This is a genomic window from Methylobacterium sp. J-070 (assembly GCF_022829385.1).
In the GTDB taxonomy this organism is placed as follows: Bacteria; Pseudomonadota; Alphaproteobacteria; order Rhizobiales; family Beijerinckiaceae; genus Methylobacterium.
In genome coordinates this window covers 26,592-42,152 of the sequence record NZ_JAKSXX010000311.1, presented here as the reverse complement: position 1 = coordinate 42,152, position 15,561 = coordinate 26,592, and the positions used below count along the sequence as shown (strand labels likewise).

Annotated in this window: 13 protein-coding genes; 5 read left to right on the top strand and 8 right to left on the bottom strand. The window is 72.4% G+C overall.

Annotated elements, in window-relative coordinates; genetic code table 11:
- Positions 1–152 precede the first annotated feature (152 nt).
- Genes MKL01_RS35300 through MKL01_RS35285 form a run of 4 tightly spaced genes read left to right on the top strand, consistent with a single transcriptional unit; the run spans position 153 to position 7,076 of the window.
- Positions 153–2,408, top strand: coding sequence for a response regulator (locus tag MKL01_RS35300; RefSeq protein ID WP_243909813.1), 2,256 nt, complete (start codon positions 153–155; stop codon positions 2,406–2,408).
- A gap of 14 nt (positions 2,409–2,422) precedes the next feature.
- Positions 2,423–3,472 carry a chemotaxis-specific protein-glutamate methyltransferase CheB gene (cheB, locus tag MKL01_RS35295; RefSeq protein WP_243909817.1) on the top strand — a complete coding sequence of 350 codons (1,050 nt, stop codon included), beginning with the start codon at positions 2,423–2,425 and terminating at the stop codon, positions 3,470–3,472.
- Positions 3,469–5,193: a response regulator gene (locus tag MKL01_RS35290; protein ID WP_243909812.1), complete on the top strand. Its 1,725-nt coding sequence runs from the start codon at positions 3,469–3,471 to the stop codon at positions 5,191–5,193. Before cheB ends, MKL01_RS35290 begins: the two co-directional genes overlap by 4 nt.
- Positions 5,190–7,076 (top strand): response regulator, encoded by a 1,887-nt coding sequence (locus MKL01_RS35285; protein ID WP_243909811.1) that lies wholly within the window; start codon positions 5,190–5,192, stop codon positions 7,074–7,076. The genes MKL01_RS35290 and MKL01_RS35285 overlap by 4 nt, the downstream gene beginning before the upstream one ends.
- Before the next feature lie 435 nt (positions 7,077–7,511).
- Here the strand turns inward: MKL01_RS35285 and rplQ are convergent, their stop codons facing one another.
- The 5 genes from rplQ to rpsM all read right to left on the bottom strand — a co-directional run bounded on the left by rplQ (position 7,512) and on the right by rpsM (position 11,084).
- Positions 7,512–7,922 (bottom strand): 50S ribosomal protein L17, encoded by a 411-nt coding sequence (rplQ, locus tag MKL01_RS35280; RefSeq protein ID WP_243909810.1) that lies wholly within the window; start codon positions 7,920–7,922, stop codon positions 7,512–7,514.
- Between the two features lie 197 nt (positions 7,923–8,119).
- Positions 8,120–9,139 (bottom strand): DNA-directed RNA polymerase subunit alpha, encoded by a 1,020-nt coding sequence (locus tag MKL01_RS35275; protein WP_243909809.1) that lies wholly within the window; start codon positions 9,137–9,139, stop codon positions 8,120–8,122.
- A 108-nt stretch (positions 9,140–9,247) separates the two neighbouring features.
- Complete coding sequence (locus tag MKL01_RS35270) at positions 9,248–10,120, bottom strand: MBL fold metallo-hydrolase (protein ID WP_243909808.1); 873 nt, start codon at positions 10,118–10,120, stop codon at positions 9,248–9,250.
- 34 nt (positions 10,121–10,154) lie between these two features.
- Positions 10,155–10,544: a 30S ribosomal protein S11 gene (gene rpsK, locus MKL01_RS35265; RefSeq protein ID WP_007557606.1), complete on the bottom strand. Its 390-nt coding sequence runs from the start codon at positions 10,542–10,544 to the stop codon at positions 10,155–10,157.
- 171 nt (positions 10,545–10,715) lie between these two features.
- Entirely contained in the window at positions 10,716–11,084 is a 369-nt protein-coding gene (gene rpsM / locus MKL01_RS35260) for a 30S ribosomal protein S13 (protein ID WP_010686168.1), read from the bottom strand.
- Between the two features lie 277 nt (positions 11,085–11,361).
- On the opposite strand from rpsM, the gene MKL01_RS35255 reads away from it, so the two are divergent.
- Positions 11,362–11,718, top strand: a complete 357-nt coding sequence (locus MKL01_RS35255) for a hypothetical protein (RefSeq protein WP_243909807.1) — start codon at positions 11,362–11,364, stop codon at positions 11,716–11,718.
- Between the two features lie 354 nt (positions 11,719–12,072).
- On the opposite strand, the gene MKL01_RS35250 is transcribed toward MKL01_RS35255, so the two are convergent.
- Genes MKL01_RS35250 through MKL01_RS35240 form a run of 3 tightly spaced genes read right to left on the bottom strand, consistent with a single transcriptional unit; the run spans position 12,073 to position 15,462 of the window.
- Positions 12,073–13,410 carry an LLM class flavin-dependent oxidoreductase gene (locus tag MKL01_RS35250; RefSeq protein ID WP_243909806.1) on the bottom strand — a complete coding sequence of 446 codons (1,338 nt, stop codon included), beginning with the start codon at positions 13,408–13,410 and terminating at the stop codon, positions 12,073–12,075.
- Between the two features lie 14 nt (positions 13,411–13,424).
- Positions 13,425–14,468, bottom strand: coding sequence for an LLM class flavin-dependent oxidoreductase (locus tag MKL01_RS35245; protein ID WP_243909805.1), 1,044 nt, complete (start codon positions 14,466–14,468; stop codon positions 13,425–13,427).
- Between the two features lie 4 nt (positions 14,469–14,472).
- Complete coding sequence (locus tag MKL01_RS35240; RefSeq protein ID WP_243909804.1) at positions 14,473–15,462, bottom strand: ABC transporter substrate-binding protein; 990 nt, start codon at positions 15,460–15,462, stop codon at positions 14,473–14,475.
- Positions 15,463–15,561: the final 99 nt, after the last annotated feature.

The following is a 15,561-nucleotide window of genomic DNA, read 5'->3' as shown; positions in this document are numbered from 1 at the left end:
AGGTGATGGGCGCCCTGCAGAACATCCGCCAGGCCAGCCAGCAGACCGCCGCCGGAACCCGACAGGTCGAGGCGGCCTCCGCCAACCTCACCGAACTCGCCCAGGCGCTCATGGCGCTCGCCGAACGATACCGGCACTGAGGGCCCGCCGCCTTGGCCGAGGACATCCGCCAGCTGCTGCTCGCCGCCTTCGACGTCGAGCACCGGGAGCACGTCGCGGCGATCCGCGCGGCTTTGGGCAGCGCCACTCCGGACTGGAACGACGTCTTCCGCCGCGCCCACAGCCTGAAGGGGGCGTCCCGCGCCGTCGACCTGCCCGCCGTCGAGGCGGTGGCCCACCGCCTGGAGACGCTGTTCGAGGGCGTCCACACCGGTGCCACGGTCCTGGACCGGGAGGCGGCCAACGCGGTCCACCTCGCCCTCGACCGGATCGAAGCCTACGTGGCCGGCCTCAAGGACGGCGTCGGCCCGGACATGCCGGCGGACGCCCTGGCGGCGCTGGGCCGGGTCCTCGGCCTTCCCGGCGCGGCACCGGAGCCGGCGAGCCCGGACCCCGCACCGGGACCCCCGCCTGCGCCCCCCTTCGAGCCACCACCCGCGCCGGTTGCTCCTCCGGCCGCCGGCCCTGCACCCGCCGCCCCGTCACCGGCCGCGCCGGCCCAGAGGCCGGTCCCCGAGCCGGCCGAGGCCGGGACCGCCATGCTGCGGGTTCCCGCGGAGGCGGTCGAGGTGATGGCCCGGGCGAGCCACGACCTCGCCAGCACGCTGGCGGGCCGTGCGCCGGCGGCGGAAAGCCTCGCGCGGCTCGCCCGGTTCGCCCAGGACCTGCGCACCGGCGCGGAGGCGCTGGCCGCCGGAGCCGAGGGGGAACGGCCGGAATGGCGCGCCTTCGCGGCCCGGGTCGGCACCTTCGCCCGGGAGGCCTCGGAGCTGTCCCGGCGCCAGGCGGCGGCCTCCAGCCGCATCGAGGGCGCCGCATCCCGCGTCCGCGCCGCCGCCGAGCGCCTCGCCCTGGTGCCCGCCGAGACGGTCCTCGCCCCCCTGGCCCGCTCCCTCCGCGAGACCGCCCGGGAACAGGGGCGCGAGGTCGATATCGACCTGCGCGGCCTCGATCTGCCGGTGGAGCGCGGCACGCTGCAGGTGCTGAAGGATCCGCTGCTTCACGCCCTGCGCAACGCCCTGAGCCATGGCTGGCAGCCGCCGGAGGTGCGCCGCAACGCCGGCAAGCCCGAGGTCCTGGGGCTCGGGCTGGCCATCGCGGTCCGCGGCGCCCGTCTCCAGGTCACGGTGTCGGATGACGGGCCGGGCCCGGATCTCGCCCGGATCGAGGCCACGGCCCGGGCGCGGGGCCTCATCGCCCCGGAGGCGGCCGCCGATGCCGAGACGCTCCTGCGCCTCGTCTTCGAGCCGGGCTTCTCCACCGCGGAGGCGGTCGACACCCTCTCGGGACGCGGCTACGGCCTCTCGGTGGCGGCGGACGCGGCGCGCCAGCTCCTCGGCAGCGTGCGCCTGGAGCCGCGGGCGCCGGCCGGAACCGCCCTGGTCTTCAGCCTGCCGCTGTCGGCGGCCCGGCGCAGCCTGCTGCTGGTCGAGGCCGCCGGACGCAGCTACGCCCTGCCGGGCGACGCGGTCGAGCGCCTGCTGCGGCTCAGGCGGGACGCGCTGCCGGTGGCGATGGGCCGCACGATCCTGCGGATCGGTGCCGGCGACGCGGCGGCGACCTGCCCGGTCGTCGACCTCGCCCAGGTCCTCGGCGCGGTCCCCGCCCCGGCCGATCCCGCCACCCTGACCGCCGTGGTGCTGCGGGCGGGCGGCGGCCGCATGGCGCTGGCGGTCGACCGCCTGCACGACGTGCGCTCGCTCCTCGTCCTGCCCGCGCCCGACTTCGGCGCCGATCCCGGCCTGATCGCCGGCACGGCGGTGCTGCCCGGCGACGTGCCGGTGCTCGTCCTCGATCCCGAGGGGCTCGCCGGACGCGCATCCGTCGCATCCGTCGGAACGATGGCGCAGGCTCCACGTTCGACGACTCACGCGCCATCGCGGGCGACGATCCTGGTCGTCGACGATTCGATCACAACCCGAACCTTGGAGAAGGGCATCTTGGAAGCCGCCGGCTACCGCGTAGTCGTCTGCGTCGACGGCCAGGACGCCCTCGACCGGCTGCGCGCCGAGATCGAGCCCGTGGACCTCGTCCTCGCGGACGTGGAGATGCCGCGCCTCGACGGGTTCGGCCTGCTCCAGGCCCTGCGGGCCGACGAGCGCTTCGCCCGGCTCCCGACGATCCTGATGACGTCCCGGGGAGACGCCGCCGACGTGGCCCGGGGCCTCGACCTCGGTGCCGACGCCTACCTGACCAAGCAGGCATTCGACCAGCGCCAGCTCCTCGACACGATCGGGCAGCTCCTGTGACCCCGGTCCGCGTCATGCTGGTGGAGGACAGCCTCGTGGTGCGCGAGCTGCTCCGCCACATCGTCTCCCGCGACGCCCGGCTCGAGATCGTGGCCGCCGTCGCCTCCGGGGAGGAGGCCATGGCGAAGCTTCAGACGGTCCGGCCGGACGTGATCTCGATGGATATCCGCCTGCCCGGGATCGACGGGCTGGAGACCACCCGCCGGATCATGGCCGAGCATCCGACGCCGATCGTCGTGGTGGCGGATTCGGTCGAGGATTCCTCCCTGCGCATCTCGATGAACGCCCTCCGGGCCGGCGCCCTGTCGGTGGTGGAGAAGCCGGTGGCCACCACCCACGCCGGCTACGAGGCGGTGGCCGGCGAAATCTGCACGCAGCTGCGGATCATGGCCCAGGTGCCGGTGATCCGCCGCCGCCCGATCGGCACCGAATGGGCCACCCGCGGCACAGTCCCGTCCCACGCGTCCCCGGCCGAGCTGCCCGGGCAGGCGCCGAGCCTCCTGGGGATCGGCGCCTCCACGGGCGGCCCCCCGGCGCTCGCCCGGGTGATCGGCGCGCTGCCGAACGACTTCCCCCTGCCGGTGCTGGTGGTCCAGCACATGGGGCCCGCCTTCATGGACGGATTCGCCAGCTGGCTCGACAGCGTCGTGACCCTGCCGGTCGGCCTCGCCCGGGACGGCGAGCGGGCCGAGCCCGGCCGCGTCTACGTGGCGCCCGGCGACCGGCACCTGGAGATCGGCACGGGGCGGATCCTCCGGGTGATCGACGCCCCGCCGGTCTCGGGGCAGCGTCCGGCCGCCACCGTGCTGTTCCGCTCGATGGCCCGGCAGTCGGGCGCCGCCGGCATCGGCGTCCTGCTCACCGGGATGGGCGAGGACGGGGCGGCGGGCCTCTCCGACATGCACCAGGCCGGGGCGCAGACCGTGGCCGAGCATGAGAGCACCGCGGTGGTCTACGGCATGCCGGCGGCGGCGGTGCGGCTCGGCGCCGCCCGCGCGGTCCTCCCCCTCGACCGGATCGCCGAGCACGTCCTGCGCCTCGTCGAGCCTGGGGCGCGGCCGTGACGGGGACCGAGGTCGGCGTCCCCGAGGGGCCCGCCCGGATCCTGCTGGTGGAGGATTCGGAGACTCAGGCGCTGGAACTGCGCCTCCTGCTGGAGGCCAACGGCTTCTCGGTGGAGCGCTGCCCCTCGGCCGAGACGGCCCTCGACCACCTCAACCGCAGCCAGCCCGACCTCTTGGTGGCGGATTACCACCTGCCGGGCATGAACGGCGACGAGCTGATCCGGCAGATGCGCCTGTCCCTGCGCACCCGGGCGCTGCCGGTCCTGATGCTGACCGGCGGCAACGGCGGCGAGCGCCAGGGCCTCGAGAGCGGCGCCGACGCCTACCTGCCGAAATCGGCCGACCGCGACCTGATGATCCTGCGCATCCGCGCCCTGCTGCGCGAGCGGCGCCCGGCCGGCGATGCCGAGGGGCCGGGCGCGGCCGCCTTCCGGCGCGGCCGGATCCTGGTGATCGACGGCAGCGCCACCTACCGGACCTTCCTGGCCGGGCTGATGGGCCAGGACGGGCACCACGTGTCGAGTGCGGACGGGCCGGAGGCGGCGCTGGCCGCCCTGGACGCGGCCGCCGGCGACGACGCCTTCGACTGCGTGACGGTCGATCTTCTCGGCCACGCCTATGACGGGCTGGCCCTGTGCCGGGCGATCAGCCAGCGGCGCTCCGGGCAGGCGGCGGGGGCGGGCTTCCACCTCGTGGGCATCGCCGGGAGCGATCCCGCCAAGGACTTCTTGGTGGACGCCTTCGCGGCGGGGGCCGACGACGTGGTCTCGAAATCCGACGCGGAGGTCCTGGCGCTCCGGGTCCGCGGCTTCGTGCGCCGCCGCCTGCTGGAGGAGGACGACCGGCGCATCGCCGGCCAGTTCGGCGAGCGCGAGCGGGCGGTGGAGCGCGCCCGCGCCGAGGCGGAGGCGGCGGAGGCCCGGGCCGGGCTCGCCGACGCCCTGGAGCGGGCCAACCGCGACCTCGCCGACGCCAACCGCCAGCTCACCGAGGCGCAGTCCAAGCTCGTCCAGGCCGCCAAGATGGCCTCGCTGGGCGAGCTCGTGGCCGGCATCGCGCACGAGATCAACAACCCCCTCGCCTTCATCCTGGCCCACCAGGGCACGGTGGAGCGTCTGCTCGGCGAGCTGCCGGGCGCCGCACCGGATGCGGCCGACCGCGCTGTCCAGAAGGCCCGGCAGCGGGTCGCCTCGATGCGGATGGGTCTGACGCGGATCCAGGATCTCGTCCTGAACCTGCGCAAGTTCTCGCGCCTCGACGAGGGCGAGCGCGCCCTGGTCAACGTGCCGGAGGCGATCGATACGGTGCTGGCCCTGATCCAGCACAAGCTCGGCGAGCGCATCGCCGTGGAGCGCGCCTTCGCGGGCCGGACCGAGATCCACTGCACGCCGGCGCTGCTCAACCAGGTGGTGATGAACATCCTGGGCAATGCCGCCGACGCCATGCCGGAGGGCGGGACCATCCGGATCACCACGCAGTCGAGCCCGGACCTCGACGAGATCCGGATCAGCGATACCGGCCCAGGAATACCGGAAACGCTGCGGGAGCGGATCTTCGAGCCGTTCTTCACGACCAAGCCCGTGGGATCCGGAACCGGCCTCGGCCTGGCGATTGCCTACAGCGTCGTTCAGGCGCATAGCGGCTCGCTGACCGTGGAGACGGCGCCGGAAGGGGGAGCCTGCTTCGTGATCGGGATACCGCGGCAGGCGGCCAGCGCATGAATGACGGAACGGCAGGTGCAGGAACGATCCTGGCCGTCGACGACGAGCCGGACATCCTGATCGCCCTGGAGGACCTGTTCGAGGAGTCCTACCGGGTGCTGACGACCTCGCGGCCCGCCGAGGCGCTGGAGATCCTGCGCGCCGAGCCCGACATCGCCGTGGTCCTCTCCGACCAGCGCATGCCCGGCCTCACCGGCGACGCGCTGCTCGCCGAGGCGCGCAGCTTCCACGACGCGCAGGCGATCCTGCTGACCGGCTACGCCGACATCACCGCGGTGATCGCCGCCCTCAACCGCGGCGGCATCGTCGGCTACGTGACGAAGCCCTGGGACCCCGGCCTGCTGCGCTCCACCGTCCGGCAGGCCTTCGAGCGGCACCGCCTGGGCCGGGACCTCGCCACCGAGCGGGCGCTGCTGCGGGGCCTGCTCGACCACGCCCAGGACGCGATCAGCTTCAAGGACGCCGACGGCCGCTTCGTGCGGCTGAACGCCCGCAAGGCGGCCCTCCTCGGCCACGACATCGCCGCCTGCCTCGGGCGGCGCGAGGACGCCCTCCTCGGCCCGAAGGCCGCTCCGGTCGCCGAGGCGGACGAGGCGGCGATCCGCTCCGGGGCGGTGGCCGAGAGCCTCATCAGCGACGGGCCGACCGGGGCCGAGCAGTGGAGCCACGTCACCCGGGTGCCGATCCGTGACGCCGGCGGCGCGATCAGCCACCTCGCGGTGATCGAGCGGGACGTGACCGAGCAGCGGACCCTGGAGGCCAGGCTGCGCCAGTCCGACAAGATGCAGGCGCTCGGCACGCTGGCCGGCGGCATCGCCCACGATTTCAACAACCTCCTGACGGCGATCCTGGGGAGCCTGGAACTCGCCGGCCCGCGGGTCGCCGACCAGCCGCGGGTGCAGCGCCTGATCGAGAACGCCCGCGGGGCGGCCGAGCGCGGCGCCTCCCTGACCAAGCGCCTACTCAGCTTCAGCCGGGCCCACGACCTTCAGGCCCGGGCGGTCGACGTGAATGCCCTGATCGCCGGGATGAGCGACCTGTTCGGGCGCAGCCTCGGCGGCCTCGTCACCGTCGTGACCGACCTGGAGGACGATCTGCCGGCGGTCCAGGTCGATCCGGACCAGCTCGAGCTCGCCGTGCTCAACCTCTGCATCAACGCCCGGGACGCCATGCCGGAGGGCGGCACCATCACGGTGGCGACCCGGCGCCTGAGCATCGGCGGCGACCCCGAGATCGCCGACGGCCCCTATCTCGGCATCAGCGTCACCGACGAGGGCACCGGCATCCCGGAGGAGATCCTGCGCCGGGTCTGCGAGCCGTTCTTCACCACCAAGGCGGTCGGCCAGGGCACGGGGCTCGGTCTCGCCATGGTGTTCGGCCTCGCCCAGCAATCCAAGGGCCGGCTAGCGATCGACAGCGAGGTCGGCCGGGGCACCCGCGTCGAGCTGGCGCTCCCCTTCGCCGCCCAGGCGCCCGAACAGGTCGCGCGGGAGGCCGGCGCCGCACCGGTCGAAGGGCGGCGCGCCCGCGTCCTCATCGTCGACGACGATCCCCAGGTGCGGCACGTGACCGCCTCGTTCCTCACGGGCTTCGGTCACAGCACCACGGAGGCGGGCGGCGGCGAGGCCGCGCTCCAGCATCTCCAGCGCGACCGATACGACATCGTCGTGGCGGATCTGGCCATGCCCGGTATGAGCGGCATCGAGCTCGCCGCCGAGATCCGCGACCGCGACCCGGGCCTGCCCGTCCTGATCCTCACCGGCCATGCCGACGCGATGCAGATCCCCGAGGACCTGCCGGTGCTCTCCAAGCCGTTCCGTTCCGCCGATCTGGCGGCCCGGGTCGCCACCCTTCTGGAGGATGCCGCCGGACAGACCGGCTAGCCGGCTCCGGAACCCCCCGGCGGCCGGCTCATTGTCCTCGCATGGGGCTCAAGGGCCCCGGGTCTGAAAAGGAGGTGGACCATGAGCGATCACGGCATCTTCCCGCGCCGCCGGCGCGACATCGACCCGGACCAGGACGGTCCACCGGACGCGTTTCAGCAGGGATAGGGGTTTTCGGACCGCGGCGCGGTCGAGTTCCCGGCCCTTCCGAACCGGGCCGACACGGCGAGCTCCCGCGACCATCCGAAACGTGGACCCTGCTCCAGACCCGTCGGCGCGAGCCGGCGGGTTTTCGTTTTTGTATCGCCAGAACGCGAAGAAGCCGCCCTGGGTGAGCCGGGGCGGCTTCTTCGCGTGTAAGACGGTTGAGAACGGAGCCGCGTCTTCCCCTCCCCCGCAGAGGGGTAGGGAGAGCCTGCCGCGCCCGCGCTGGGCTCAGGCGGCCTCGGCCACCTGGCTCGGGCCGGAATCCTTGCCGCGGGCCTCGACGTCGCGGTCGACGAACTCGATCACCGCCATCGGGGCGTTGTCGCCCTGGCGGAAGCCCGCCTTCATGATCCGGCAATAGCCGCCCGGGCGGCCCTTGTAGCGCGGGCCGAGCACCGTGAAGAGCTTCCGGACCATGTCGGCGTCGCGCAGCTGCGCCATGGCGAGACGGCGGGTGTGGACGCTGTCGATCCGGCCCAGCGTGATCAGCTTCTCGACCACGGGTCGCAGATCCTTGGCCTTCGGCAGGGTGGTGACGATCTGCTCGTGCTTGAGCAGCGCCACCGACATGTTGGCGAACATCGCCTTGCGATGCTCGGCGGTGCGGTTGAAACGGCGACCGCGATAACCGTGACGCATGGTGCTGGCTTCCTTCTCGTCGCGGCCGCCGTGCCACGGTACGGCCGGGCGCCCCAACAGCGGGGCTGTTCATTCCGCATGACCCCGCGGCGGGTTCCTTTGGGACTTCGCGTCGTGCCGGCGAAGTCCTCGGTCCGGGTCGGGCGAACCGACGGCGCCGTGCAGCGCCGCCACGTCCGCCCCGAGACGGTCTCGCCTCAGTAGTGCTCCTCGAAGCGCTTGGCGAGATCCTCGATGTTCTCCGGCGGCCAGCCGGGGATGTCCATGCCGAGGTGCAGGCCCATGCCGGCCAGCACTTCCTTGATCTCGTTGAGCGACTTGCGGCCGAAGTTCGGGGTCCGCAGCATCTCGCCCTCGGACTTCTGGATCAGGTCGCCGATGTAGACGATGTTGTCGTTCTTCAGGCAGTTCGCCGACCGGACCGACAGCTCCAGCTCGTCGACCTTCTTGAGCAGCGCCGGGTTGAAGGGCAGCTGCGGCGCCAGCGGGGCGGCCTCTTCCTTGCGCGGATCCTCGAAGTTCACGAAGACCTGCAGCTGGTCTTGGATGATGCGCGCCGCGTAGGCCAGCGCATCCTCCGGCGAGACCGCGCCGTTGGTCTCCACCGTCAGGGTCAGCTTGTCCTTGTCGAGATCCTGGCCCTCGCGGGTCGTCTCGACGCGGTAGCTCACCTTGGTCACCGGCGAGAACAGCGAATCCACCGGGATGAGCCCGATCGGCGCGTCCTCGGGGCGGTTGCGCTCGGCCGGGACGTAGCCCTTGCCGGTGGCGACCGTGAACTCCATCCGGATCTCGGCCCCGTCGTCGAGGGTGCAGATCACCAGGTCGGGGTTGAGGATCTGGATGTCGCCGACCGTACCGATGTCGCCCGCGGTGACGAGGCCCGGTCCGGTCTTGCGCAGGGTCATGCGCTTGGGCGCGTCCGTCTGCGAGCGGATCGCGATGGTCTTGATGTTGAGGACGATGTCGGTGACGTCCTCGCGCACGCCCGGGATCGACGAGAACTCGTGCAGCACGCCGTCGATCTGCACCGACGTCACGGCCGCGCCCTGGAGCGACGACAGGAGCACCCGGCGCAGGGCGTTGCCGAGCGTCGTGCCGAAGCCGCGCTCAAGCGGCTCGGCGACGACCGTGGCGACCCGCTTGGGGTCGTCGCCGGTCGTGACCTGCAGCTTGTTCGGCTTGATCAGTTCCTGCCAATTCTTCTGAATGACCACGATCCTACCTCTCGTCCTTGCCCGGGATCCGCGACGCCCGTCCCCGCGCTTCGGCCGTCCGGCGCCGCCCCCTGGCGCCCCGAACGGTCCCTGAATCCGTTTCCGCCGTTACTCGCCGCCGACCCACAGCACCGGCACGAAGCTGTAGCCCGCCCCGTCCCGGTCCACGTAGCCCAGCGCCGGGAATTCGAGATGGCCGCCGGCGATGAGCGTCCGCTCGCGGGCCACCTCGTCCAGGATCCGCTTGCGCGTCTCCCGCGCCTGGTCGCCGTCGACATCGAAGCCGACGCCGGCCTCCGGGTTCTTGAACTGGATCGCCGGCAGGTGCACCACGTCGGTCCACATCATCAGCGCCTGTCCACCGGAGACGATGCGGAAGCCGCAATGGCCCGGCGTATGGCCGGGCAGGTGAACCGCCGTGATCCCCGGAAGAACCTCGCCGCCCCGGTGCTCGCGCACCCGGCCGGCATAGGGAGCCAGCGCCTTGCGGGCACCCTCGAAATAGGGCTTGGCCGCCTCCGGCGCCCTGGCCAGGGCCTCGTCCGGGAGCCAGTGCGCCGCCTCGTCGGCGTGCAGCACGATCTCGGCGTTCGGGTAGCGCGCCGCCCCGTCCTTCACGAGCCCGCCGACGTGGTCGGGATGCAGGTGACTGACCAGCACCGTGCCGATCTCCTCGGGCGTCACGCCGGTGAGCGCCAGGGCCGCGCCGACCCGACCGAGGGTCGGCGCCGGCGCGAGGTCGCCGTAGCCCGTATCGATCAGGGTCGGCTTGAGGCCGGGCCCGGTGATCAGGAAGGCGTTCAGCGTGATCTTGGGCTGCTCGGTGCGGAAGCCCGCCACTTGGAGGCGCCCGGCCTCCGCCTTGGAAATCCCCGTCACGAGATCGAGGCTCGCCTGAAACCAGCCGTCGTTGAGCGCGGTGACCGTGAGGTCGCCGAGGTTCCAACGCAGCACGCCCGGAAGCGGCTTCGATCCCGTCATGAGCTTCTCCGTCAAAGGGCTTCGCCGTTCCCGATCAGACGCGGCGGCGCTTGCGCGGCCGGCAGCCGTTGTGCGGGATCGAGGTCACGTCGCGGATCGACGTCACCGTGAAGCCCGCGGCCTGGAGGGCGCGCAGCGCCGACTCGCGGCCGGAGCCGGGGCCCGACACCTCGACCTCGAGGGTGCGCATGCCGTGCTCGGAGGCCTTGCGGGCGGCGTCCTCGGCGGCCACCTGGGCGGCGTACGGGGTCGACTTGCGCGAGCCCTTGAACCCCATCGCGCCGGCGGACGACCACGAGATCGTGTTGCCCTGGGCGTCGGTGATGGTGATCATCGTGTTGTTGAACGACGCGTTCACGTGGGCCACGCCCGACACGATGTTCTTGCGTTCGCGGCGACGGACGCGTTGCGGTTCCTTGGCCATGCTCGTCTCACTCTTCCTTCAAGCGCGCCCGTAATTCCAGGCGCTCGGGATTCTTTTGGGACTGGGCCGGGTGCCCGTGCAGGGCCGTCCGGCCTGCGCCGGACCCCTTGCGGGACACGCGGCGCGACGGAGGGAAGGCCGCGCGGAGCACGGCCTTCCGCGTGGGAAAAATTACTTCTTCTTGCCGGCGATCGGCTTCGCCTTGCCCTTGCGGGTGCGGGCGTTGGTGTGGGTGCGCTGGCCACGGACCGGCAGCTGCTTGCGGTGACGCAGGCCGCGATAGGCGCCGAGATCCATCAGGCGCTTGATGTTCATCGAGACTTCGCGGCGCAGGTCGCCCTCGACCAGATAGTCGCGGTCGATCGTCTCGCGGATCGAGAGAACCTCGGCGTCGGTCAGCTGGTTGACCCGACGCTCGGCGGGGATGTTCACCTTCTGGGTGATCTCCTCGGCCTTCTTGGCGCCGATGCCGTGGATGTACTGGAGCGCGATGACGACGCGCTTGTTGGTCGGGATGTTGACGCCTGCGATACGGGCCACGATCACTCTCCATTGTGGGCCCGGGGATCCGGGCCGGTGTCGCGCGCGTCCGGTGGAGGCCGGCCCCTGCGCACGTGAAACGACGACGCGGCCCGCGGGCAGCCCCTGACAGGGCACCTCGGACCATCGTTCGGTTGGACGAAGGAGGGCCTGCTAGCGCGCGGGCGGGCCGATGTCAACGACGGAGTGCCGGGTCGTCATGCCGCCATGCCTCGCCACGATGCGGCGCATTCGAGAGGTTCGGGCGGATCCGAAGCCGAAATCACGGGGGAGCCGGATGGCGATTGTGACCAGCGACGGTGCGACCCTGCGGGCCTTCGCCGAATCGGTCCTGCAGGCGGCCGAGGAGACCCTGGACGAGGTCGTCCCCGTGACCCTAGCGGTGATCGGCGGGGTGCTCGCCGAGGCCGAGCCCGGTTCCGTGGCGCTTCAGCCGGCGGAGGCCGGGCCGGCCCTGCTCTGGGCCACCTTCGGGGGCTGCCGGATGGTGTTCCGATTCAATCCCAGGACGGCCATGATCGAGTTGCGGGACGGCACCCTCGACGGTCATCCGATCCGCCTGTTCGGCTTCCGGTCGCTGGCGATGGATATCGTCAACTTCTTCGGCGCCCTGCACAGGGACGGGCGGTTCTAGAAGGCTGCCGAAGACGTCTCGCTCCGGCGGCGGCGGAGACGATTTTCGTCGTTTGAACGGGTTCATCGGACCGGCGATGGCCGGCCCCATTCCCGCCGTCTGTCGCGCCCGGCCCTCGCCGCGACCTTCCGCCCGCCGACCTCCCGACGGATCGATGCGCCCCTCGCGCTCGGGCCGTCCCGATCGGCATCGGCCTGGGCCTGTCGGGCTTCTGCCCCGGCCGTGGCGGCGCTCTGGACCGGGGCGGCACCGGTCCTTGTCTTCCTGGCGGCGATGCTCCCCGACTAGGCGGCGTATGAGATGGGCTCACAACGAAACTGCAGGACCGTCGCGGTCAGGCCGCAACGCGCCCGATTACGCTGAGAGCGCGTGCCCGGTCGCCAGGTAGCGGCTCGCGGGCCGCGCCAGACCCAGGTGATCGCGCAGCGTCGCCCCGGAATAGTCCCGGCGGAAAAGACCGCGGCGCCGGAGGATCGGCACGACCGCGTCCACGAAGGTCTCAAGGCCCTCCGGCAGCACGTCCGGCATCAGGTTGAAGCCGTCCGCCGCGCCGGCACGGAACCACGCCTCGATGTCGTCGGCGATGGCCTCCGGCGTGCCGGCGACGATGCGGTGGCCGACGCCGCCGCCGAGGGCGCGCAGGAGCTGGCGGACCGTCAGCCTGTCCCGGCGCGCGAGGGCGACCGTGCCGAGGAACATCGTGTGGTTGCCGTCCGGCGGCAGGGGCAGCGGGTCGGGGAGCGGCTTGTCGAGGTCGAGCCGGGCGGGGTCGATCCTCAGCGTGCCCGCGAGCCGGGCGAGGCTGTACGCCTCCGGCACGAGATCCCAGAGCGCATCCTGGCGGCGGCGCGCCTCCGCCTCCGTGGAGCCGATCACCGTGGCGAGGCCGGGCAGGACGACCAGCGCCTCGGGGCTGCGGCCGTAGCGCGCCGCCCGCGCCCTCAGGTCCCGGGCATACGCCACGCCGTCCTCGAGGGTCTGGGCCAGGGAGAACACCGCGTCGGCGGTGGCGGCGGCGAGCTCGCGCCCGTCCTCCGAGCCGCCGGCCTGGAAGGTGACCGGGCGTCCCTGCGCGCTGCGCGGCACCGTGAGCGGCCCCGCGACGGCGTAGTGCACCCCGCGGTGCTCGATGGCGTGGACCTTGGCCGTGTCGACGAACCGGCCGCTCGCCTTGTCGCCGAGGAAGGCGTCGTCCTCCCAGCTGTCCCATAGGGCGTGGACGAGATCGGTGAACTCGCGGGCCCTGGCGTAGCGGGCGCCGTGCTCGGAGGCGCCGGTGAAGCCGAAGTTGCGGCCGGCGGCGGCGTCGGCCGTCGTGACCACGTTCCAGCCGGCCCGGCCACGGCTCACGAGGTCGAGGCTCGCGAAGCGGCGGGCGAGATTGTAAGGCTCGTTGTAGGTCGTCGAGGCGGTGGCCACGAGGCCGACATGGCTCGTCGCCGCCGCGACGGCGGACAGCACCACGGTCGGTTCGAGGGCGTTGAACGGCCGGTAGTCGATCCGGTCGTTGATCGCCGGCGTGTCGGCGAGGAAGATCGCGTCGAGCTTGCCGCGCTCGGCGATGCGGGCGACGCGCACGAAGTGGTCGATGTCGAGAAAGGCGTCCGGTCGGCTCTCCGGCAGCCGCCACGCGGACGGGTAGACCCCCGAATGCAACAGGTTGACGTTGAGATGCAGTTGGCGGCCGCTCATCGAAGCCCTCCGGGTCAGCGGGTGCGGGGGATGATCTGCTCGGCGAAGCGGCGCATCTCCGCCTCGAAGGGCTGGAACTGCAGCATGAACAGCTCGATGCCGGCGGCGTGGAAGTCACGGATCCGCGCGGCCACGGTCTCGTAGCTGCCGACCAGCCCGGCGGCGGTGCCGCCATTGGTCCCGACATGGCGGGAGGCCGCCGCATCGGTCTTCGCGAACATCACGCTCGCGGCATCCGTGCGAGCGCGGGTGTCGGCGCGCAGGGCCGCGTCGCGCTGCGCGAGGGCGAGGAGGCGGGCATGCTCGGTGTGCGCCTCCGCATCGGTCTCCCTGGCGATCACGAAGGCCGAGAGGCCGTAGCGCAGGGCGCCGTTCGCGGCGGGGCGCCGGGCCACGTCGGCGATCAGGGCGGCGACGTCCTCCAGCGGTTGGCCGTTGATGAACCACACGTCGGCATGGTCGGCGGCCAGCGCCCGGGCCGGCTCGGATTCGCCGCCGAGATAGATGGTCGGCCGTGGCCGGAAGGTGCCGGCCGGGCGGAGCCGATAGTCCTCGACCTGGAAATGCGCGCCCGCGAAGTTGACGGCCTCCCCGCGCATCAGCCGGTCCACGAGGCCGATCCATTCGCGGCCATAGGCGTAGCGCTCGTCATGGGCCGGGAACGGGAGCCCGGCCCGCTCGAACTCGGCCTTGTTCCAGGCATTCACGAGGTTCAGGGCGAAGCGTCCGCCGCTGATATGCTCGATCTGCAGCGCCATCTTGGCGAGCACCACCGGGTGGTACAGGCCGGGCTTGATCGCCGCGATGATCTCGATGCGCCGGGTGAGCGCGGCGAGCGCCGCCGCCCCCGTCCAGGCCTCGAGCTGGTCGCGCTCCGCGTCGTAGGGGTTCATCGTGTGCTGCGCGACCAGCACCGCATCGAAGCCGAGCGCCTCCGCCTCCAGCACAAGGGCGCGGTTGCGCTCCCAGCCGGCGTCGTCGGGCTCGTCGGGATCGTGATGGGCGGCGCGGGAGCCGTGAACCGCGGCCCAGATGCCGAAGCGGGGTGCACTCGCCACGGCGTCAGCCCCGGCTCGTCGGTATCGGGAAGATCGGCACGTCGGTGGCGTCGATCCGGCGGGGGATGAGCTTGGCCTCGTAGAACACGTCGGCGATGGCCTGCTGCTCGCCGAGCTGGCTGCGCTCCACCGGCTCCACCGCGTAGGTCCGGCGGCTGTTGGCGGCGGCCACGACCGCCGGAGGCAGGTCGCCCCAGATCGGGGCCAGCAGCGCCACGGCCGCCTCCGGGTTCGCCCTCATCCAGGCGCCCGCCTCGACCAGGGAGCGGTAGACGGTCGCCACCACCTCCGGCTGCGCGGCGACGAAGCTGTCGTTCACGAGATAGTAGCGATGGTAGGTCGTCAGCCCGCTGCCGTCGGCGATGACCCGCACAGGGCGCTTGGCCTCCGCGAAGGCCAGGAACGGATCCCAGATCGACCACGCGTCGAGGCTGCCCTGATCGAAGGCCACGGCCCCCTCGGGCGCCTGTAGATAGGCGGGCTTGATGTCCGCGACGGTCAGGCCGGCGCGCTTGAGCGCGGCGGCCAGCACGTAATGGCTACCCGAGCCGCGAGAGACGCCGACCGTCTTGCCCTTCAGGTCGGCGACGGTGCCGATGGGCGACCCGGCCGGCACGATGATCGCCTCGGCCGCGGGCGCGCCCCGCTCGCGGGCGTAGAAGGTCAGGGGCGCCTTGGCGGATTGGGTGAAGATCGGCACCGCGTCGGCGACGTCGGCGTGGATGTCGACGGCCCCGGCATTCATCGGCTCGATGACGCTAGTGAAGAGGTGCCAGCTCGGCGTGAAGCCCAGCGGTGCCAGCCGCTCGGCGAGTGTGCCCTTCACCTTGAGCACGGTGAACAGCACCGACGAGCGCTGCATGCTGATCTTCACCTCGCGGGGCGCCGCGCGCACGGCCGGCGCGCCGAGCGCCAGGGCGGCCGCCGCGCCGAGCCCCCCGTGCAGGAGCGTGCGCCGGGAGGGTCCAAATCGGCCCATCGTGTCGTCGGTCATCGAGCGCTCGCGAATCGTGAGGAGCGGAAGGGGAGCGCCGGAGCATGGCGGCCAGCGGACCCCTTATTGAAGGCCGGCAAGGCGGGTCTGATCAATGAA

Coding starts and splice junctions, on each gene's coding strand:
- MKL01_RS35285 (WP_243909811.1), top strand. CDS start 5,190: ATGAATGACGGAACGGCAGGTGCAGGAACGATCCTGGCCGTCGACGAC.
- rpsK (WP_007557606.1), bottom strand. CDS start 10,544: ATGGCCAAGGAACCGCAACGCGTCCGTCGCCGCGAACGCAAGAACATC.
- MKL01_RS35240 (WP_243909804.1), bottom strand. CDS start 15,462: ATGACCGACGACACGATGGGCCGATTTGGACCCTCCCGGCGCACGCTC.
- rplQ (WP_243909810.1), bottom strand. CDS start 7,922: ATGCGTCACGGTTATCGCGGTCGCCGTTTCAACCGCACCGCCGAGCAT.
- MKL01_RS35250 (WP_243909806.1), bottom strand. CDS start 13,410: ATGAGCGGCCGCCAACTGCATCTCAACGTCAACCTGTTGCATTCGGGG.
- MKL01_RS35255 (WP_243909807.1), top strand. CDS start 11,362: ATGGCGATTGTGACCAGCGACGGTGCGACCCTGCGGGCCTTCGCCGAA.
- MKL01_RS35270 (WP_243909808.1), bottom strand. CDS start 10,120: ATGACGGGATCGAAGCCGCTTCCGGGCGTGCTGCGTTGGAACCTCGGC.
- cheB (WP_243909817.1), top strand. CDS start 2,423: ATGCTGGTGGAGGACAGCCTCGTGGTGCGCGAGCTGCTCCGCCACATC.